19 protein-coding genes and 1 tRNA gene are annotated in these 19810 nt (G+C 56.1%); 12 read left to right on the top strand and 8 right to left on the bottom strand.

All coding sequences use genetic code 11. The features are described 5' to 3' along the window. Positions 1-8: 8 nt before the first annotated feature. Together accB and ACR0MM_RS06210 are read right to left on the bottom strand one after the other, a co-directional pair. The gene (gene accB, locus ACR0MM_RS06215; protein ID WP_170337596.1) at positions 9-506 is read right to left on the bottom strand and encodes an acetyl-CoA carboxylase biotin carboxyl carrier protein; all 498 of its coding nucleotides are present in this window, start codon (positions 504-506) and stop codon (positions 9-11) included. Between the two features lie 149 nt (positions 507-655). Next, positions 656-1192 (bottom strand): LuxR C-terminal-related transcriptional regulator, encoded by a 537-nt coding sequence (locus tag ACR0MM_RS06210; RefSeq protein WP_093962677.1) that lies wholly within the window; start codon positions 1190-1192, stop codon positions 656-658. 220 nt (positions 1193-1412) lie between these two features. Here ACR0MM_RS06210 and ACR0MM_RS06205 point away from each other — a divergent pair, with 220 nt between their 5' ends. The 5 genes from ACR0MM_RS06205 to ACR0MM_RS06185 all read left to right on the top strand — a co-directional run bounded on the left by ACR0MM_RS06205 (position 1413) and on the right by ACR0MM_RS06185 (position 7325). Next, positions 1413-2708 carry a helix-turn-helix domain-containing protein gene (locus ACR0MM_RS06205; RefSeq protein WP_480695034.1) on the top strand — a complete coding sequence of 432 codons (1296 nt, stop codon included), beginning with the start codon at positions 1413-1415 and terminating at the stop codon, positions 2706-2708. Between the two features lie 78 nt (positions 2709-2786). Beyond that, entirely contained in the window at positions 2787-3167 is a 381-nt protein-coding gene (locus tag ACR0MM_RS06200) for a response regulator transcription factor (protein ID WP_093962675.1), read from the top strand. Continuing rightward, a complete protein-coding gene (locus ACR0MM_RS06195; protein WP_480695032.1) occupies positions 3164-3484 on the top strand; it encodes a hypothetical protein in 321 nt (106 codons plus the stop codon). The genes ACR0MM_RS06200 and ACR0MM_RS06195 overlap by 4 nt, the downstream gene beginning before the upstream one ends. After that, positions 3472-6150, top strand: coding sequence for an ATP-binding protein (locus ACR0MM_RS06190; protein WP_480695030.1), 2679 nt, complete (start codon positions 3472-3474; stop codon positions 6148-6150). Before ACR0MM_RS06195 ends, ACR0MM_RS06190 begins: the two co-directional genes overlap by 13 nt. A gap of 77 nt (positions 6151-6227) precedes the next feature. Continuing rightward, positions 6228-7325: a FliM/FliN family flagellar motor C-terminal domain-containing protein gene (locus ACR0MM_RS06185; RefSeq protein ID WP_480695028.1), complete on the top strand. Its 1098-nt coding sequence runs from the start codon at positions 6228-6230 to the stop codon at positions 7323-7325. A gap of 9 nt (positions 7326-7334) precedes the next feature. On the opposite strand, the gene ACR0MM_RS06180 is transcribed toward ACR0MM_RS06185, so the two are convergent. Then, entirely contained in the window at positions 7335-7766 is a 432-nt protein-coding gene (locus ACR0MM_RS06180; protein WP_480695026.1) for a protein tyrosine phosphatase family protein, read from the bottom strand. A gap of 269 nt (positions 7767-8035) precedes the next feature. Here ACR0MM_RS06180 and ACR0MM_RS06175 point away from each other — a divergent pair, with 269 nt between their 5' ends. Next, positions 8036-8251 (top strand): hypothetical protein, encoded by a 216-nt coding sequence (locus tag ACR0MM_RS06175; protein ID WP_170337604.1) that lies wholly within the window; start codon positions 8036-8038, stop codon positions 8249-8251. 9 nt (positions 8252-8260) lie between these two features. Here ACR0MM_RS06175 and ACR0MM_RS06170 read toward each other — a convergent pair whose 3' ends face one another. After that, the gene (locus ACR0MM_RS06170) at positions 8261-8479 is read right to left on the bottom strand and encodes a hypothetical protein (RefSeq protein ID WP_170339991.1); all 219 of its coding nucleotides are present in this window, start codon (positions 8477-8479) and stop codon (positions 8261-8263) included. Positions 8480-8644: 165 nt separating this feature from the next. On the opposite strand from ACR0MM_RS06170, the gene ACR0MM_RS06165 reads away from it, so the two are divergent. Continuing rightward, positions 8645-8911, top strand: coding sequence for a DUF2312 domain-containing protein (locus ACR0MM_RS06165; RefSeq protein WP_093962669.1), 267 nt, complete (start codon positions 8645-8647; stop codon positions 8909-8911). A 24-nt stretch (positions 8912-8935) separates the two neighbouring features. On the opposite strand, the gene ACR0MM_RS06160 is transcribed toward ACR0MM_RS06165, so the two are convergent. Next, entirely contained in the window at positions 8936-9811 is an 876-nt protein-coding gene (locus tag ACR0MM_RS06160; RefSeq protein WP_480695024.1) for a hypothetical protein, read from the bottom strand. A 434-nt stretch (positions 9812-10245) separates the two neighbouring features. Here ACR0MM_RS06160 and ACR0MM_RS06155 point away from each other — a divergent pair. Beyond that, positions 10246-10321, top strand: a tRNA-Thr gene (locus ACR0MM_RS06155). On the opposite strand, the gene ACR0MM_RS06150 is transcribed toward ACR0MM_RS06155, so the two are convergent. Both ACR0MM_RS06150 and ACR0MM_RS06145 read right to left on the bottom strand, forming a co-directional pair. Beyond that, on the bottom strand, positions 10284-11858 hold the full coding sequence (locus tag ACR0MM_RS06150) for a recombinase family protein (protein WP_480695348.1): 1575 nt from the start codon (positions 11856-11858) through the stop codon (positions 10284-10286). The two genes, ACR0MM_RS06155 and ACR0MM_RS06150, sit on opposite strands and share 38 nt — an antisense overlap. Positions 11859-11933: 75 nt before the next feature. After that, entirely contained in the window at positions 11934-12215 is a 282-nt protein-coding gene (locus ACR0MM_RS06145; protein WP_480695022.1) for a hypothetical protein, read from the bottom strand. Positions 12216-12961: 746 nt separating this feature from the next. Here ACR0MM_RS06145 and ACR0MM_RS06140 point away from each other — a divergent pair. From ACR0MM_RS06140 to ACR0MM_RS06125, 4 genes are all read left to right on the top strand, one after another. Beyond that, positions 12962-13291 (top strand): helix-turn-helix domain-containing protein, encoded by a 330-nt coding sequence (locus tag ACR0MM_RS06140; protein WP_480695020.1) that lies wholly within the window; start codon positions 12962-12964, stop codon positions 13289-13291. 211 nt (positions 13292-13502) lie between these two features. After that, positions 13503-14330 carry an RNA-dependent RNA polymerase family protein gene (locus ACR0MM_RS06135; RefSeq protein ID WP_480695018.1) on the top strand — a complete coding sequence of 276 codons (828 nt, stop codon included), beginning with the start codon at positions 13503-13505 and terminating at the stop codon, positions 14328-14330. A gap of 24 nt (positions 14331-14354) precedes the next feature. Beyond that, a complete protein-coding gene (locus tag ACR0MM_RS06130; protein ID WP_480695016.1) occupies positions 14355-15320 on the top strand; it encodes a hypothetical protein in 966 nt (321 codons plus the stop codon). A gap of 903 nt (positions 15321-16223) precedes the next feature. After that, entirely contained in the window at positions 16224-17762 is a 1539-nt protein-coding gene (locus ACR0MM_RS06125) for a ShlB/FhaC/HecB family hemolysin secretion/activation protein (protein ID WP_480695015.1), read from the top strand. A gap of 1510 nt (positions 17763-19272) precedes the next feature. Here the strand turns inward: ACR0MM_RS06125 and ACR0MM_RS06120 are convergent. Then, positions 19273-19734, bottom strand: coding sequence for a hypothetical protein (locus ACR0MM_RS06120; RefSeq protein WP_480695014.1), 462 nt, complete (start codon positions 19732-19734; stop codon positions 19273-19275). Positions 19735-19810: the final 76 nt, after the last annotated feature.

The raw sequence follows: 19810 nt of genomic DNA, 5'->3' as shown, positions 1-19810 counted from the left end.
GGCCCGCCTTACTCGATGATGACCAGAGGAGTGCCGAATTCGACAGCGTCGCCATCCCCGACCAGGATCCGCTTGACGGTCCCGGATTTGGGGGCGTGAATGTGGTTCATGGTCTTCATCGCTTCGACGATCAGCAGCGTATCGCCTTCGGAAACAGATGCGCCGACGGCAATGAACGGGGACGCGCCGGGTTCTGGCTGCATATAGACGGTACCAACCATGGGCGAGGTCACCGCGCCAGGGTGGCTCGCCGGGTCCTCGACGGCGGCGGGTGCTTCGGCGGGGGCAGCAGCGGGGGCTGCGACAGGTGCCGGCGCGGCAGCGGGTGCCGGGACGGCAACTTGCACAGGCGCGGCGGTCGGGCTTACTCGGCTGACCCGGACGTTCAGGCTGTCTTCTTCGCCATATTCCCGTTTCACCTGCAACTCAGTCAGGTCGTTTTCGCGCAAGAGTTCGGCCAGTGCCTTGATGAACGTCACATCCGCTTCGTGTCTGTTGTCTGTCATGAGTGTCCTCGAAGGTTCCCCTTTGGCCCGTCTGTCTGCGCGGGCTCTGGTCAATTACGCTGCGTTATAAGGCAACCGCGCGGCCATGAAAAGCGCCGACTGGGGCCGTCCTGCCCCGGTTTCTGCGTTATCGGCAGGGTCTACGACGGTCAGAGCGGCGTGCCGGACAGTTTGGCGACCAGTTCCGGCAGCTTGCGCGCGCCGAATTTCTCGAGCAGCCGGGCGCGGTAGGCTTCGATGGTCCGGTAGCTGAGCCCCAGTTCGACGCCTATTTCCTTGGCCGACAGGCCGCGACAGGACAAGATCGCGACTTCACGTTCGCGTTTGGTCAATTCGACCAGTGGGCGCTCCTCGGAAATGTCCGAAAAGCTCCATATTCCATGGCGGAATGGGTCATCGGGTGTGAGCGACCGGCCGCGGGCGCGACACCAGAACAAGTCGCCGTTGCGGCGGCGCATGACCCGCTCGTCCGTGTAGTAGCCGGTGTCCCGCATGACCTGAAGACTTCGTGCGCCAATTCTCTCCCAATCGGCAACGGATGGGTACAGGTGCAGCAAAGGCAGGTTGCGGTAGTCGGATTCGTTGCCTCCGAATGTCCGGGCAAACTGCAAATTGCACCGCCGGATGATGCGGTTTTCAAGCTCGACAAGCCCGATAGGTGCGTATTCGAAGGCCGGATCACTCATTTGCCTATCGTGCCGCCAATTCGGCCGGAATTGAAGAGGGCATTGCGGCGCAGGATTGCTTTGGCGTCCGAAAGCGATCAGCGCCCGGTGAAAGCTATGACATTGTCAATGTTGTAAAACTGCTTTGAAAAGGGCGGCGTAAATCATATAAATACATGAAGTATTCAGAAAATACGTGGTTGTTTCGAGGGCAACTCGAACACGTTTCGGCGGGGGCATCATGCGTGAGTCATTGACGGGCAGCCGTATCCGCGAAAGGCGGCAAATCTCGGGCTTGCGTCAGGCCCAGCTGGCGCGTCAGGTCGGCATTTCAGCGTCATATCTGAACTTGATCGAGCACAATCGGCGGCGCATCGGGGGCAAACTGCTGGTCGATATCGCTTCGGCTTTGTCCGTTGAGCCTTCGGTTTTGACACAGGGGGTCGAGGCGACGCTGATCGCGGCTCTTCGTGAGGCGGCGGCGGATGCGGTCGGCCAAAAGGCCGAAGTTGAGGCGCTGGATGAATTCGCCGGCCGGTTTCCCGGCTGGGCCGCTGTGCTGGCACAGATGCATCGTCGGGTGGTTTCGCTGGAACGTACCGTGGAAACCCTGTCAGACCGGCTGACCCATGACCCGCACCTTGCGGCATCCATGCACGAAGTCCTGTCCGCCGCAGCAGCGATTCGGTCGACAGCCGCCATCCTGGCCGAACCGGGCGAGATCGAGGCCGAGTGGCGCGACAGATTCCACCGAAACTTGCACCAGGATGCCGAACGTCTGGCTGAAAGCTCAAAAGCTCTGGTCGCCTTTTTGGACGAAAGCGAGGACACCGGCGAACGGCGCGGGTTGCCGATGGAGGAGGTCGAGGCATTTCTGGAGAAGCGCGGGTTTCATTTGCCGGAACTTGAGACAGGACAGGACCCGGTAGCCCTCGCGCAGGCCGAGATGGCCTCTTCCGCCTCAAGATCTGTCGCGCGTCAGGTGCTAGACGCCTATGCGGCGGATGCCCGGGCCATGCCGCTGGAAGCGGTTTCGGAGGCACTGGAGGTCGAAGGTGTTGATCCTCTGCGTCTTGCCGCGCGGTTTTCGGTTGACCTGCCGACAGTCCTGCGACGGCTTGCGTTTCTGCCCGAGGATGTCATGCCGCGTCCGGCAGGGTTGGTCATATGCGATTCATCAGGAAGCATTTTGCTGTTCAAGCCGGTCCCCGGTTTCGCAATGCCGCGCCACGGCGAAGCCTGTCCTTTGTGGCCGGTCTTCAGCGCACTGAACCGGCCCCTTGTGCCGATCCGAAAACGCGTGACCCTGTTGGGCCGGACGCCGGCGGATTTCGACTGCTTTGCAATCGCCTGGCCTCAGCCCGTCAGCGCCTTCGGTCAGGAACCTGTATACAGATCGGCGATGCTGGTGCTGCCGGTAGAAGAGCCCGGCGTGGCCACCGACTTGCCGGTACAGGTCGGCACAAGCTGCAGGATCTGCCCCCGAAAGCCGTGCGACTCGCGGCGGGAGCCGTCGATTTTGAGTGAAGGTTTTTGACAGTTTCCTGACACAGCGATTAATCTGCCCTTGGCAGGTGGCTGGAGGTGCGACCGGTCTTGGGGAGGAAGTGAACATATGAGCCGCAAGGTTCTGTTGATCGAGGATGAACCGAACATCACGGAGGCAATCAGGTTTCTGCTGACCCGCGAAGGGTGGCAGGTTGAAACCCATGCCGAAGGTGAAAACGCGGTTCAAACGATACTGTCTGCGCAGCCTGATCTGGTCATACTGGATGTGATGCTGCCCGGCAAAAGCGGTATGGATGTTCTGCGCGAATTGCGCGAACACGAGGAGATGCGCGCCTTGCCTGTTCTGATGCTGACCGCTCGGGGTCAGTCGCGGGACCGCGAGATGGCTGAAAAGGCAGGCGTCAGCCGGTTCATGACGAAGCCGTTCTCGAATACCGAAGTGCTGACGGCTGTGCGTGATTTGCACGCGCAGGCGTCACAGTCATGACCACACCGGAAAACGAGCCAGCCCGCACGACAGGCCCGCGTCCGTCGGTGTTTTTGGAACGGCAGAGTTACCGCCGCCGAAGGCTGGCCGATGCGGCCCGAATGCTGCCCTTTGTCGGCGCGGGTCTGATCTGCATCCCGCTGCTATGGCCGGATCCGGGGCCGGAAAACTCTGGCATCCCATTGTCGTCGGCCATTCTTTATATCTTTTCATGCTGGGCCGCCCTGATCGTGGTCAGCCTTCTGTTCGGCTTTGCCGCCCGGCGGATGTCGTCCTCGGAAGGGTCCGCGGCAGAGAGTGAGCAATGGCCACGCTGAATGTCCTGATCCTTGTTTGCCTGGGCTACGTCGTGCTTTTGTTCGGCGTTGCGTTTGCAGCCGATCGCATGGCCGCCGCGGGGCGAGGCAAATGGCTGCGGTCACCGTTGATCTACACACTGTCTCTGTCGATCTACTGCACGGCCTGGACCTTCTATGGCGCGGTCGGCAATGCGGCCAGGTCCGGTCTGGAATTCGTGACGATCTACCTCGGGCCGACCTTGGTGATGATCAGCTGGTGGTGGGGGCTGCGCAAGCTGGTGCGTGTGGGCCGTAGCCAGAGGGTGACTTCGGTCGCCGACTTGATCTCATCGCGCTATGGCAAGTCGAACACCTTGGCCATTTGTGTGACGATCCTCGCGGTTCTGGGGGGCACACCCTATATCGCGCTGCAACTCCAGTCGATAACGCTGTCTTTCTCGATTTTCGCCGAAGCCGACCCTTCGGGCCTTTACCGCGAGGGCGCCAGCGTATTCTGGGTGGCCGCGGGTCTGGCCGTGTTCGCCATTCTGTTCGGCACCCGGAACCTGGATGCCAATGAACGGCACCATGGCGTGGTGACCGCCATCGCGTTGGAATCCGTCGTCAAACTGTTCGCTCTGTTGGCGGTAGGCATCTTTGTCGTCTGGGGGGTAGCCGGAGGCGTCACGCCAATGATGGAGCGGATCGACGCGTCGGAAATCGGGCGTTGGAACGTCGATACCGGACGATGGATGGCCATTACCTTCCTGTCGGCGGCGGCTTTTGTCTGCTTGCCGCGGATGTTTCAGGTCATGGTCGTCGAGAACGACGACGAAAGTCACCTGAGAACGGCGGCCTGGGCGTTCCCGCTCTATCTTCTTTTGATGAGCCTTTTCGTGGTTCCCATTGCGGTCGTCGGGCTGGATCTGCTGCCGGCCGGGTCAAATCCGGACCTATTTGTGCTGACGGTTCCTCTGTCACAGGGAAACGACTGGCTGGCGATGCTGTCCTTCATCGGCGGTTTTTCGTCGGCCACGTCGATGGTCATCGTGACGGCGATGGCCCTGTCGACCATGGTCTCGAACCACGTCGTGATGCCGATCTGGCTGAATACACGCGAGAACGCAAGTTCCATGTCAGGAGATGTGCGAAACGTGGTGCTGATGGCGCGCCGGGTTTCGATTGCCGCCATCATGGCCTTGGGGTTCTTCTACTATCGTATGTCCGGTGGCGGCGCCGCGCTGGCCTCAATCGGCCTGGTGGCATTTGCAGGTGTGTCGCAGATCCTGCCGGCTCTGGTTGGCGGCCTGTTCTGGCGCGGGGCCACACGGACAGGTGCCCTTGTCGGGCTGAGCGTAGGGTTCTTCCTTTGGATCTACACGCTGTTGCTGCCGGGAATGGGCGGTAATGTCATGTCCGCCTCGGTCATCGAAAACGGTCCTTTCGGTCTTGGATGGCTGCGTCCGCAGGCGTTGTTCGGCCTTGATGGTTTGGACCCGATGACCCACACGGTGCTGTGGTCGCTCTCACTGAATACGTTGGCCTTTTGCCTCGCGTCACTTCTTAGCTTTCCCAGCCCGCTTGAACGGTTGCAGGGGGCGCAGTTCGTCAACGTCTTTGATCATTCTGTCGCGCCCGGGGGGTGGACGGGATCCGTTGCCCAGAGTGAAGACCTGATGATCATGACCCAACGGATCCTCGGGGCCGGTCCCGCTCAGGATTTCTTTCAGGCCGAGGCGGAAAAGCAGGGCGTGCGTGGGCGCTGGCCCGAGCCTACGCCGGGTTTTCTGGAGCGGCTGGAGCGCGAATTGAGCGGCTCGGTCGGTGCGGCCACGGCTCATGCCATGATCGGGCAGATCGTCGGAGGTTCGTCCGTTTCGGTCGAGGACCTGTTGGCGGTGGCCGACGAATCCGCGCAGTTGCTGGAATACTCCAGCCAGCTTGAGGCGAAGTCGGCCGAACTGAGCCGTACGGCCCGCAAGCTGCGCGAGGCCAACGAAAAACTGACCCAGATCTCGCGTCAAAAAGATGCCTTTCTGGGGCAGGTCAGCCACGAGTTGCGCACTCCGATGACGTCCATTCGTGCCTTTTCGGAGATCATGCGGGACACTGACGGGCTGAGCGCTGAGGATTCCCGGCGTTATGCGACGATCATCCATGACGAAGCGCTGCGCCTGACGCGGCTGTTGGATGACCTGTTGGACCTGAGCGTTCTGGAAAACGGTCAGGTCAGCTTGAATATGGGTGATGCCAGCTTGCGGACGGTTCTGGATCGGGCCGTTTCAACGACTATGGCCGGGGCAGACAGCCCTTTGACCATTCGCCGCAATCTGTCTGCCGAGCGCATCGCGTTGCATTCCGATCTGGATCGCCTGGGGCAGGTCTTCATCAATCTGATTTCGAACGCACAGAAATACTGTGACGCGCCCGAGCCGGTCCTGACGATTTCAGCCCATGATGTCGGTGGCCAGGCGGTGATCGACTTTGTCGACAATGGCAGCGGCATCCCGCCGGACGCCCAGTCGATGATCTTTGAGAAATTCGCGCGGGTCGGATTCGACAAGGCGGGCGGTGCAGGCCTTGGACTGGCTATTTGCCGTGAGATCATGCACCGGCTTGGGGGAGAAATCACCTATCTGCCCGGGCAGGGCGGCGCAGCGTTCCGCGTGAGCCTGCCATTGCCTCACCGGCAGGCCGCTCAGTAGCGGGCAAGTAAAGGTATTCGTAACGAACAATGGGCTAGACCAGTAACAAGCAGAATCGAAACTGGCGGACCGTTGCGATGTCAAAGACTGTCAGCGCGGCCTTGGCGCGCAAATTGTCGGCAGGACAAGAGGGGACGGGCAGCAAATCCCGGGCGCTGCTGCGGGCATTGCGCCTTGCGATTGCCCGCGCCGCGGTCGAACGGTTCAAGCTATCAGCATCCGTCATCGGCGCGAAACAGGCCAGAAGATGCCAGGAAGTCGTCACGAGCGGGCTGGAAGACGGTCAGATGTTTCTACTGTTCGCGACCAAAGAGGGCAGGGTGGCCAGTGTTGTCGTGGACGTCGGTTTGGTCTCGGCAGTCATCCAGAAGCAGACGATGGGCGAAGTATTCCCGGACCCGCCCCATCCTCGCGCCCTCACTGACACCGATGCGGCAATGGTGGTCCCGTTGGTCGAGAACATGCTGGAACGGGCCCGGAAACTGGTCGATGATCAAAGCGATGCAGCTCGCCTGAACGGATATGAGTTCGCCTCACGGGCGGTCGATCGACGCACGCTGTCTTTGGCACTGGTCGAGGACGGGTATGATGCGTTCGAGTTCAAGGTTGAAGTCGAGGGCGGTGTACGGCAGGGAACGGTTCTCATTCTGTTGCCGGAAATTTCGGTGGCCGAGGGGCGGGACGGGCATGCAGATTTGGAACCGCTCAAGACACTGTCGCAAGCCGCCGGCGTCGTTCGGGCCGAACTCAACGCGGTGATTTGTCGGATGCATCTTCCGCTGACAACGCTGTCGGAGCTGGGCATCGGGGATCTGCTGCCACTTGCAGGAGCGCGACTTGATCGGATCGACATTGCCGCGATTGATCGGACCCAGGCCACTACGGGACGTCTGGGCCAATGTGGTGGTCAACGGGCCGTGCGGATCAACGAGTTACTGCAGCCACCCGCCCCAACACGACCCGAAGCGCAGAGCTTTGTCGAGCACAAGCGAAGGGACGCGCCGGTTGAAATAGCAGATGTTGATTTGTCGCGTCAGGACGCCGTAGCCCAAGACCGGTCGCATGCGCAATCCGCAGTAGATGAAGACTTCGCGCAAGCAAGCACAGACCGCCTCGCCTCCGAAATATCCGAGCTGGCGGGTCTTCCTGCTCCTGCGGAACGACCCAACGACTGACGTATGAAATCAGGTGTTCGCAGCCCGCATCTGCACCAATGCCGGCCGTAAACCGTCCAGCGCGTAGCCCGCCTTTGCCGTGGCTTCGAGTATTTCATCGGGGCTCATCTTGTCGCACTGCCCAAGGGCCCAAACGACAGAACAGCGGGTGCCCGAGGCACAGTAGGCAAGAACCGGGCCTTCGCAGGACTCGGCAAGGTCGCGCTGCCGTGCCACGTTCTCGGGCGTCATGGTTTGGTGCGTCAGTTCAAGCACCTCAAACTCGAGACCCGCATCCCGCACGGCCTGGCCGATTACCTCGGATTGCATGGCGGCAGGCACTTCGACATTCGGCCGGTTGCAGATGACCTTGACGAAGCCGGCGGCAACGATGGCGGGCACATCCTCGACCGTGATCTGCGGCGAGACGAAATAGCGGGGCGTGATCTGTCGAATCTCCATGCCGATTTCTTAGGTCGCGGAGTCAGCCCTGTCCAGTTCCACGGCGTGGCCGTACTTGCGCAATGCGGTTTCTTCCGCTGCGGCTTTTGCGGATTGATGTCTGTCAAGGCAGTTTGGTCGAAATCAGGTTAATATTCGATCGACTCGCGGCCCAGCGCCGGCTGCCGGATAGCGCGCGGGCGATTTTTTGCTGGGTTTGGGCGGGTCCTGTGTTGGTCTCAATCCTGTTACCTATATCAGGCAGGATGGCAGCATTTGGGAGGATGGCCATGACCACGAACGAGCTTTATTTCGAAGCCGAGCGGTTGGAGCGGAAACTGCACGGGGCAAATCTCGAGACCCGGCTGGCACTGCAGCCCAGCGTCACGAAGGTAATTGAACGCATGCGCGCTCAAGGCATGAGCGTACCATCGCGCTTCCGACGGCTGGACGCTGCGTTGATCGAAGATGCGGTTGAAGCCCAGTTCGACAATATGCCGATCTGACACCGGCGGTCAGCCGAACGATATGCCAAGGATAACCAGCATCAGTCCTATGACGGACAGAAACAGCGCGCCCATGTTCCAAGGTAGCACCCGCTGAACGGCAGCCCGCAATTCGTCGTCAGTCAAGCCTGACCGACGAGCCTTCATCACGCGCAGAATGCACCAGACCAATCCTGCCAGCCCGGCCAGTGACAGGCTGGCGCCTCCCCAGATGAACACGTCGAACATTGCGCCCCGCATCGTTCTGTTTCGCTGCCGATGCGCTTAGCGGATCGTTGCCGGCGGCACAAGGCAAGCAGCCCCATTGTTCGCTTGCGGCTGACCCGCCGGCACGGTATCCGACATGTTGCCCGTGACCCCGGCTAAAGAGATTTCCACTTGGGAGAGACGCATATGGAAGACATGACCGAAGACCAGGCCGCTGCGAACTACCGCGTGACAGCAGGCGAGCTGCGCCAGTTCATCGAACGGTTCGAACGTCTGGAGGCCGAAAAGAAAGACATCGCTGACCAGCAGAAAGAAGTGATGGCTGAGGCCAAGGCACGTGGCTACGACACCAAGGTGATGCGCAAGGTTATCGCGCTGCGCAAGCGTGACAAAGACGATATCGCCGAAGAAGAAGCGGTGTTGGAAATGTACAAGGAAGCCCTGGGCATGTAAGCCTCGGGCCTTCGGAGGCTTCGGTCAGCGACCCAGAAACCGCACGCCCGGCATTTTCTTGAGCCGTTCCAGATCCTGTGTGTAAAGCTCGGAAAACGCCGCGTGGATTTCGGCGCTCCACCCGGGGAAGTCCAGTTCCTCCTCGATTCTGTCCGGCAAGGCGTGCTGCGAAAAAACGGCAGCGAGGCGGTCTTGCAGGAGGGCCGGGTCCGTGTGCCCGACTTGCTGTTGGATCGCTTCAATCTCCCGCTTGCCGTCTGCGTCAACCAGCGAGGATAGCAGCGAGAACTCCTCGGTCAGCGGTATGTCGGCGCTCAGACCGCACAGGCTGCGGATAATGTCCCCCCAGATCAGCGGGCACTCCTCATTGGCCCAGACCGTAATGGAAACGGCGGGGGCAAGATCGTGAATATCCTCGATAAGGGTCAGCCAACTCAGGCAGCTCAGGTCCGTTGACGCCAGAATGCTCTCGCGGGTTTCGTCCGGCAATGCCATCAATACCTTGGGTATGAAGCTGCCCGGATTTTGCAGCCCGATAAACAATTCGACCTCGTGTCCTTCGAAAGCCTGATCCAGCAAGGCCAGCCGACGACCTGCATGGGGATAGAATTGGCCGTCCTTAATGGCGCTGTTCAGTTCGCCGATGAAGTCCACAGTGCTCATGACCACTCGGCCGGTTTCCGGATCATCAGGAATTTGGGCTCTCAAACGCTCGAAGGCATCTGGGGTCAGCTTGCCTTCGTCCAGCGCATTCAGCGGCGTCTTGAATGCCTTCCGGAACCGACGCGGACCAAACAGCACAATGCCGTTTTCTTGCAATACACTGGCATTCGCCTGAAGCGATTTGAGCAGGAGCCCCCCGTCTGAAAAAACCACACCGGAGTGAATGGCCACATGCATGCCGACCGCTGTCCTTGCTCTTCGATTGAATACGTTTCGGGGTTACAGGTTGAACGATAGACAGTCAAACCTGCCATTCTTTCGCCATGATAAAGATTGCCTGAGAACGTCGAAACTTGATTGTGGTCAACAGGACGGCGCCAGAAACGACTGGGTCGAATTGCTTCGCAACCGTCTTTGCCGCGTAACCATCTGTGGCGTCTGTGTTGCAGATAATCGAGGCGATTTTATGTGGCGCCGATTTTCCGCATGTTGTTGCACAATTCCGTCGCAAACCCGCTTGCCTTTATTGAGGCTTTCACCTAATCACAGCGCCATCGGCTCAATGGGATTACATGTGTTTCGATAGGCATGTAATCACAGTGGGTTGAAAAGGTAGGAGTGGTTGCCCGTTCTTGCCTTTGCCTGCAAAGGTATCTGAAAGCGTAATGCTTGCCCCTATAGCTCAGCTGGTAGAGCAACTGATTTGTAATCAGTAGGTCCGCGGTTCGAGTCCGTGTGGGGGCACCACTTTCATATCACTACTCTCTATGAAGCCTAACGCCTTGAAAGGTAAGGTAGTATTTGGAGTTCGAACACCATCAGTTCTGTCAAACTCTATTGGGCCGGAAAATACGAGCCTAAGGACTACTCGTTTCAACGTACAGCTAGCTTTCTCCCATATTTTAAAGGGGTTTGAGAGAAATTGCATGGCGAGTTCGAACATTTCATCAAATGAACGCTCTGGAAATGTAATTCTGTCGATTTCTGCTTCGATTTTGGCCTTTTCAGTTCGCAATCCCATAACTTTGGATTCATACGCCGCAGCAAATTCGTCACTTTGAGTTCGAGCGGCACGACTGAGATAGTTCGAACACTCTTTTTCAATTTGGGTGATGCGTTGCTTTAGCCGTCCGGCTTCTGTCTTTGCCCATGTTCCTCGCCGCTCCCAAGCATCACGAAATACTCTCTCAGCGACTTCAAATGTAGCGGGCGATGGCTCTACAGACTGCAGAAGCGTTTCAAAGTAGCCTTCAAGTCGGTCGCGAGGAACTGACTTTCCCCTCTCTGAGCAGGAACGATATTGGCAAAGGTAATACGGATATCGGACCCCGGTTCCGCTTCTGGACCAACAGGACGTGAGTTTTCGACCGCACTTTGCGCATTTGATGAATCCACGCAATGGGAAGTCCAAGTCGATGTCTTTTCTTGCTGGCGCGACCGCAGAAGATTTGAGGCGGTCTTGGATGATCAGGTAAGTATCGTAGGAGATGAGCGGCTCATGCACAGCTTTGGTCAATGGAATGTTTCTCTCCGGCCGTTCCAGATAACCGGCATACAGCAAGTTCGTAAGAAACTGTTTTACTCTGTCATATTTGACTTCAGTACCCCTGTAGTCCTTCGGAAATTCGCTTTTGGAGTCCAGAAATCGCTTAACTTCGGCTTGGGATTGAAAGCGACCGCTTGCATAGCCCTCAAGCGCCTCGGCAAGAATTGATGCCGTTGGCTCAACACGAACAAGAACTTTGCCTTCAGGACCACGTCTTTTGTATTCGTAGCCAACTGGGGCTGAAAATGTCCAATACCCTGTTTGGGAACGCGCTATGACCCTGTCTCGTGAACGTTCTTTATTCTTTCCGACTTCCAATTCTCCCAACAGAACGCGAAGCTTCAGTTCGAATATCGAATGTGCTTCCTCAGACATTTTGAACTTTGGGCTTTCAAGGCGCGCACCTGCGGCAACAATTTGCTTGTGCAAATCACTATAGACGGACACGTCGCGCGCAAAGCGATCAATATCGTCCGCCACCACAACTAGCTTTTCGGATCGATGCATTCTGAGGTACCGAACCAACGCTTTCGTACCGGTACGTTCCCCTGCCGTACCCGAGACTATGTCACTGAAGACTTCTACGACCTCATAGCCGTTCTCTTTCGCGTACGAGCGGCAGCTTTGCTCCTGACTAGATAGACCGGACCCTTCGTTAACTTGTTTCGCAGAGGATACGCGTACGTAGATTGCGCATTTCTGTTTTGTTGGTTCAACATCATTTTGTCCATAACTCATTCACCCTTTATTGCTTGGAGACGAACAGCAGATTGCGCCCGCTGCTCGTAGGCCTTCGAAACCGGTCGTCCGACTCTAAGCCGCATCTTTGAAATGCTGTTCAATTGAACCGACTGTTGTTGCATCAAGGTCATTAGGTATGTCGGGGAACTGGGTCGGGTGCAGTCCGTAGCCCAAGTCGATGAATCCCGAGAGCAGAATCCAAAGGGCATCAAGAAACCCTTTTCGTTGCTTAGACGTCAGGTCGAAATTGCGAAGACGGTCTTCGTAGTGGCTCAATTCAGGCCGGGCGCAGGGATTAACGCCCTTTGCTGTAGGGAATGGGATAACGTTTGAGCCATTGGCGATGTTTGACATGTTCGAACTCTCCTTATTTGCTGACTTCAGTACTCTCTCGGCTGACATCCGAGAGATACGATCAGAATAGTTCGAAGATTAAGCTACTGAAAAGGTTAGAATAAATGACACGAATTTTGGAAAACAGCACATCGGGGAATCTGGAAAAACGCACATTTTGAGCGTTCGAACTCAACGTTTCTTGAGGCACTCAAGTTGCGAACTGGAAAAACGCACATTTGGAAATTCGGAAAAACTCACATGTCACTTTCCGTGACACTCCTGTTGCAGCGAATCGCCTCATTTTTTGGCTCTAAATTTAATTATCGCTAAGAGCAATAATTGACTTGAAGTCGACCTCGCCACCGCCTACGTTGAAGGCGTGATGAAACTTGCATGTGCAGAACCCGACAAAGGCTGGGGCCAGAGGCCCTGTGAAGGCTTAGTGCCTTCGTCTAGTTCCTGTGTCTCTGGATGGACCGTGGCAGCGCGCCGCGCCCGCCCGGGACCGGGCGCGGCATGGAAGGGGTCAAACGTCGCTGATCGCATTCCTCGTTCCCACGGGGGCCAACGCTTGTGTTGGCCGGAACAGAGGAGCAGTAAGCATGCGAGAAAAGAAAGTTCATCGCCAGCGGCGGCATCGCAAAAAACCATCTTGGCGGCGATACATTTGGATCGCTGTCGTCAACATCCTTCGGGTCCTGGACCTGTTGATGTCATGGTGGGAGTAAGTGATGACCCCTTTATAGCCCTTACTGGAAACTCAAATGGCTGATCCTCACAAACAGATGATCAACGAAGCACTTGCGCTTGCTCGTATGTATTGGGGCTATTCCCAGCAAGAGATGGCAGACGCCTTGGGTATGTCGCAAGCCATGGTTTCAGAGATAGAGCGTGGAACGAAGTCTGTTACGCTCGAAACACTTGATCGGTATGCCGTAGCCCTCGGAGTCAAGAAATCTCAATTGATGTTCTTCGCAGAGGAGATCGAAGGGCAAGGGCCTGTTCGCAAAGGGCGATTGATAGTCGCTGATGCAGCGTTGCGCGTTCTTCGAAAGCTCAAGCCTGTGGAGCCAGTTGATGCGGAATCGGTATAGGCTCAAGTCCGGAGAGTAATATCCTCTTGAACGATCCCCATTTGCTCAAAAACCCTCGCAACGAGACATTGCTGAGCTGGTTCGGGAAAGCAAGGACGATTTAAATAGATTGGCGACACCGCGGTATAAGGAGCAATTTCTAGTCCGGCGAACTATCGAGACGAATGGAAAAACGCGTGATTTGGTCTATCCGGATGGAAGGCTACGTTCCGTGCACGAACGATTAAAGTACCATCTGTCCAAGATTGCCCAACCTAGTTACCTCATGAGTCCACGTAAGGGACGTGCTCAGCGAGACAATGCAGTTGCACATCTGGAAGCGGCGCAGTTTCTCACACTCGATCTGAAACAGTTTTACCCCTCGACTACACGGCAGATGATCCGAAACTCGCTAATGGAACAGTTTAAGATGGAGGCGGATGTGGCGGGGCTTATCGCACACGTTGCGACAGCAGACGACCGCGCCTGTTTCGGCTCACCTTTAACGCCCGTGCTTGCTTCGCTGGTACACCGCCCGATGTTCGACAGAATTGCGGATCGTTGCGTTGAAGATGACCTAAGCTACACAGTTTGGGTTGATGATTTGACCATTTCTGGTTTGAGGATCACGGGAAACTTTCGTGCCGACGTGAGGAAACTCGTGGCGCAGAGCGGTCTCAAATCTCACAAACTCAGAACCCAGACCGGCAATCGGCCAGTCTTTGTTACCGGAATTGGGATTGTTGGTGCGAATCTGATTGTACCGAAGAGGCTTGAGTTGCGTTCAAAGGAACTTTGGACCGAACTAAAAGCCGCGCAGACACAAGAAGAAATGGAAGCTTGCTCGGTCCGACTTCTTTCGCACTTAGGCGGTATCCGAGCGGTTGTGGGGGGCTCCAGTCGTCGCGGTCAAAAACTTGCCAGCGAAATGAACTCCATTCGTCAAAAGCTTTCAAAGGCACGGCGTGAAAACAAAGCAAGACTAGCAGAAGAGAAAGCTGCGGCTCAGGAGATTAGTAGGGTTGATCCCGGTAACGAAAAGGAGAATATCCCCTTCTAGTCAAATACCTTACCGGAGACTCAAGTGTCTGCTTTGTTTGAGAATGCCGTTACTTCAATTCGTTTAGGGATAGAGGATTTTGAAACTGGTGAAGACGACCGAATGATTTCGGCGGCTCGCAACTACTACGCCGGTGTTCTTTTGCTTGCTAAAGAGTGTTTGGTGCGTGCTGCCCCAGTTGCGGACCCACTGCACGTGATCGGCGCCAAGGTAAAGCCAGTGTCGGACGGCGCTGGCGGTGTGAACATCGCCGTAGTCGGATGGAAGACCATCGATTTTCAGGAAATGAAAGGCCGCTTCAAGGATTTTGGTCTCAAATGGCCAGAGGGCGACTTCGATAAGCTTAGAAAGCTCCGAAACGAAGCAGAGCACCACCACCTCACCCAACCCGTTGAGTCTTTGGCTGAAGCAATTGCTTCCTCGTTCCCGATGGTAGTCGATTTCTTCGATATTCTCGAGGAGGATCCGAAAGAAGAGCTTCGTGATGCATGGGACGTTATACTTGAAAAGCGCACTGCATATGAGAAGGTCAAGAAGCGTTGCCTGAGTGAGCTAGCGTCTATCAATTGGCCTGAGCAAGTTTCTGGCATCGATAGAATGATTTGCGACAACTGCGGATCATCTCTAGTCGGCCAAGAAGACCCCACCAATAAAAACCCAGAAAACTTCAACGCCAAGTGCGCTCAATGCGGGGAAGTGCATAGCTCGCAGGCTTCTATTGCCATGGCTGTCGTCGCCTCTTTCGGGGCGGATGACTATATCGCCGCGAAAGAAGGCCTAGAACCTGTAATCCACGATTGCCCATACTGTGACTCCAGCAACACCTTCGTGCAGAACAGTGAGGTCAACATGTGTTTCGATTGCGGTTTCGTTCTGGATGAATCCTGTTCGATTTGCGGGACGAGTCTCACGCTGGAAGAGTATACTATGCTCGACAACGGATACTGTGGTTCCTGTTCTTATGGGATGGCAAGGGCTATGCGAGACTAGCCTGCTTGCAAGCCTCGCCTATACACTTTGCAGGCGACAGAAACCTGTCACCAGAACGGACGCCTATCTGGAATTCATAACTAGCGAAAGCGACGCCTCACATCGCGCCAATTCTATGAATAGCGAGTTCGATGTTTCTCCCTTTAGGTGCACCATCTTTTCAAAGGCTTACGAGGCTATCTCATGCCTGACAGTCGCTTCGGGTAAGCGTAGTTGCCGATTTTTCCCTTTACATTCGCCCGAGGGTTGCATGGCTCTGCAGACAAGGGAGGAACTGATAGGACACATCAGGCTTGGCACTTTGCCTCGGTCCAGGAAGTGGCGCGAGGTCGTTGATCTGATCGCAACTGATGCGTCGGTAGAAGAGATCGCCGAGGCGGCGGTTGATGCATCCGACAAAGAACTCTCGCACGCGAGCCGTGACCCCAGGTTTCAGTTTGTAAGCTAATTGCTGGTAAGGATGCCTTTGCTTGCGAGGGCTCCTGGCTTCGAAGACGCTCTGGCTGATCTTGGTGCCTAAGGATCGGAGCTTGCCTCTGTGACAGGGCTGCTCGCGGAGTTGGATCGTGCCGTTGATCGCAACAGATTCGATCTCCGAAGTTCCTCAGATGCGGGAGAATTGGCGAAGGTCGCGCTCCTGGAAAGCTTTTCCGTTCAGCGAGGCTGGAACACAAGTCAACGTTGGGGTTGGAGAGGATCGGGCACCATGGAATTGTATTGCCTATAGTGATGGCGCGACAGCTGGTATCGAGTTCCTGGGCGACGAAGGCGCGTTGTGACCTTTCAGGTGTGTATCTTGAAAGCACCAACCATTATCAATTTTGAATAGCGTCAAGTTCACACATACGCACGTCGTAATAAGATTGGGTTTAAACATGCCCGATTTCCGTAAGGTTATGAAAAATGCGCGTATTCAGCTCGGTTGTTTTTTCGATCATTTGCACTGTTATGGCAGTCGTATCAGTTCCAAAATACGGCATTGCCCAAACTTGGGACATCGCAACCCAGCACTCCGTCACCGGCGTAACGGTATATGATGCGGATGAGCTGCTAACTTATGCCGGCCAATTGGCCTTCAATCGGTCAGGTCGCATCACGGCGGACGGGGTCGCTTCAACGATAACTCAAATCTACCGAGAAGACGGTTATTTCTTGGCTGAGGCCTGGCCTGGACCCGATGGGCAGAGCATAGTTGTGGATGAAGGACGCATTCAAACCATCGAAATTGAAGGTGTAGATACGCGCAGGTTCCAAACCTTGGAAAAGATCTTTCGCCCACTCACCACCGCATACCCGATAACTCTCAAACAATTTGAGCGGGCAGTTATGCTCGCCGAGGACATACCCGACTTGGACGTGTCGACCGAACTTGATTACCCGGATCAGGCTGGCGCTCGGTTGAGGGTACTGGGAGAACCTCTGCGCAAACAAGCCGGCAGTGCGACACTCGACAACCCTCCGCGTGAGCTGGGAGAAGCGCTCAGCTTCTATGTCGTACAAGAGTTTTATTCGACGCTGACCGTCGGGGATTTGCTGCGATTTGAGGGGTCTGGCAACTACAATTGGGACAAAGACGACGAACACTCTTTGTGGGGCGCTGTTACCTATCGCACGCCGCTGAACAGCGATGGTCTGTACGGTGAGGTTTTCTACGGAAACATAAATGCAAAACGTGACCTCTCGGGGGAGTTTGCAAGAACAGATGTTGATGGCGAGAACTTCACCGTCGCGTTGGGCTACCCCGTGATCCGCGATGTGGCCCGTTATGGATATCTTCTGCTGGATTATCGCCTTTCCGAGGCGGACTCAGTCAGTGGCGGCGTGCCATTATCCAGTGACGCAGGTGTCGTCGGCCTAACGTATCTCTATGGGCAAAACTATCCAAAAGGGCAAACTCTGGAGGCTGGGTTAACTTTATCGTTTGGCAACAATAATACGACGGACGCGAATTTTGACGACGGCGACTCCTCGTTCTGGCATCTACGGGGCGGCATTGGATACGAAAGCCCGCTAACGAGCTTGTCGCCCAACACAGCTTGGCGCACTGAGATCTGGGGCCAGTTCACAACCGACCGGCTGCCCTCGGTAGAGGAGTACTTCCTTGGTGATCGTTATGCTTTGCGCGGATATCGTTTTGACGAGGTAGATGGTGATTCCGGGATCTCCGCGATTTTCGAAGTGTCTCATTCCTACTTCCCTAGGTCCCAGAGCATACATCGCTTAACACCCTTTGCTTTTTTCGACGTGGGGTACATCTCGAACAATGACCCTGCGAGTTTTGAAGTTGAAAGTGCTACACTGGCATCGACAGGTCTGGGTTTGGACATTGAGTTTAAGCAAAACCTATTCTTGTCCGGATATGTCGGTGTTCCTTTGAGGGACGGTCCTTTGACCGACTCTGGCGATCCTGGCGCGTATCTTGCTCTGACAACAAGTTGGTGAGGATGTTATGAAACGGAACCGCATTGCTTTACTTTCCGCAGCTTGTTTGATTGCTGGACTGGCCGCTACGCAGGTCTTTGCCCGCGGAAATCACTACGGGTGGTGTCGAGGTGTAGGGAACCCACACCAGTCCGGCCAAGGATGCGGGCAGACCGGTGGGCAAGGGCCAGGCAATCAAATTACCGGCCCAACGCAGCCGGTGGCAAATCAGTTGCCACCTCGAGGAACGCCGCAAACGCCCACGTCCGTTACTGTTCCAGTCCTTGCGCCGGGCGCGGTCCCGAACGCAATTCCCGGTCGGGTTCCTATCGCAACTCCGATAGCTGTGCCCGGTCAAGTTCCAACACCCGTCGTAGCGCCGACCCTAGCTCCTCCATTGGTGCCAAACCCGACGCCAAACCGGGTTCCGACAGCCGTTCCCAATCAGGTTCCGCCGTTAGCTACCGGACCGACTGCCGTGCCGCCGCAAGTTCCGACTGCGACTCCCAATCAAGTTCCGATAGCTGTCCCAGGCCAGGTTCCGCCTCAACCCAATGTGCCGCCCCTGGTGCCAACAGCAACACCCAACCAAATACCAGTCGCTGTTCCTGGCCAGGTTCCGCCTCAACCTAACGGTCAAACTGCTGTGCCACCGCTCGTCCCAACCGCGACTCCCAATCAGGTTCCCACAGCAGTTCCTGGTCAAGTTCCACAGTTGACACCAAAACCTACGGCAACTCATGTGGCCGTCCCAGGACATCCGAAACCACAAGGCGTCGTGACAGTTATGCGCCCAAAGCCAAGGCCGACAACCGGTACTGTCCAGCCAACTGGCACAACACAAGTGACCCACCATTTGACCCACCAAAGCAATTCAAAGAAACACGATCATGTCGCAGCAACACCTGGACGGCATGACCCGCACGACTTACCCAGGTTCCGCAACGCAGCGACCAAGGAAAACTGGGAATGCGTTGCCAGCGGATTTGGACAGCGCCGTTACGATGCAGGGCGCGGTGTGTTGCTGAACAACGGAGCGTTGCGGCACCTCGGAAACGTGGACGCTATGGCACGAGATGTCCCTGCACGGCATCCAAAACACTCTGGATGCATTATTTCGGTTAAACGAAAGCAGCGCTGAAGCTCACTTGGTGGGTTTTGCTCGGACAATGAGATTAATCGACCAATTGTTCGTCCAATATTGTCTGATTTGTTGGAGTTTGTATTGCTCTTATTCCCCTAGCACTAGCGTTGGCTGACGTAGTGCAACACTGCTCAGTACATAAGTTTTTTCAAATAGGCCAACAATCTATCGTGCCGCACTTCCAAGAGGGGTCTCCGGCTATCTGGGCCGGTCCGGTTAGGCGAGCAAAAGCATGAACGGCATCTTTGCAAAGTCAGATTTCTGCGCAATGCCGTAATTGGGGAGCCACGCCGCATCAATCAATTCGGGCTCAGATCCTCTGTTTGCTGCGTCTTCACTGAGTGACCACTTTGCGGACGAAGTAGCTAACCTCTGACAGCTTCTGAATTAGCCCGCAACATCCATCGAGTAGAAATAGGTCGCACAAATAGTCTGGTCATCAACGCTTGTAGGCGCCGCCGCACCCGTAAACATCGCGATGCCGAGATAGTCGAACCCAGAACTTTTTTCGCTCCAGGCCGCAATAAATGTGATTGGCTGGTCTCTACAAAGCGTGTTTCCCTGACGCAACGGTCCGACGTCACCTGATACCCGGAATACCTGAGCAATAGGCACGTCACCAGACGCGCCCCAAGTGCCTGAACTCGTGGCGTCATAAACTTCGAGATCAAGAGACGCGCCGGTCTCGAAGACTATCCACTTGGTAGACATGATTACTGGCCCGGTAATCGCCATTGCCGTTTCGCTGGAAGGATTGAAGGCTTTGGAACCCTCAAAGAGCGGTTGGGAAGATGCAGGACCCCCCAATATCCCCATAATCATTAGCAGCTTCAGGTTCGATCGACGCATTTGATTCTCCATTGTGCGAAGCGGGCTGACAACCTTAATCATGCTTTTGCTTTGTCGTCGAATGCAGCCGAGAGTC

This window comes from Ruegeria sp. BC6, assembly GCF_056539185.1.
This window is presented reverse-complemented; position numbering and strand designations above follow the sequence as displayed.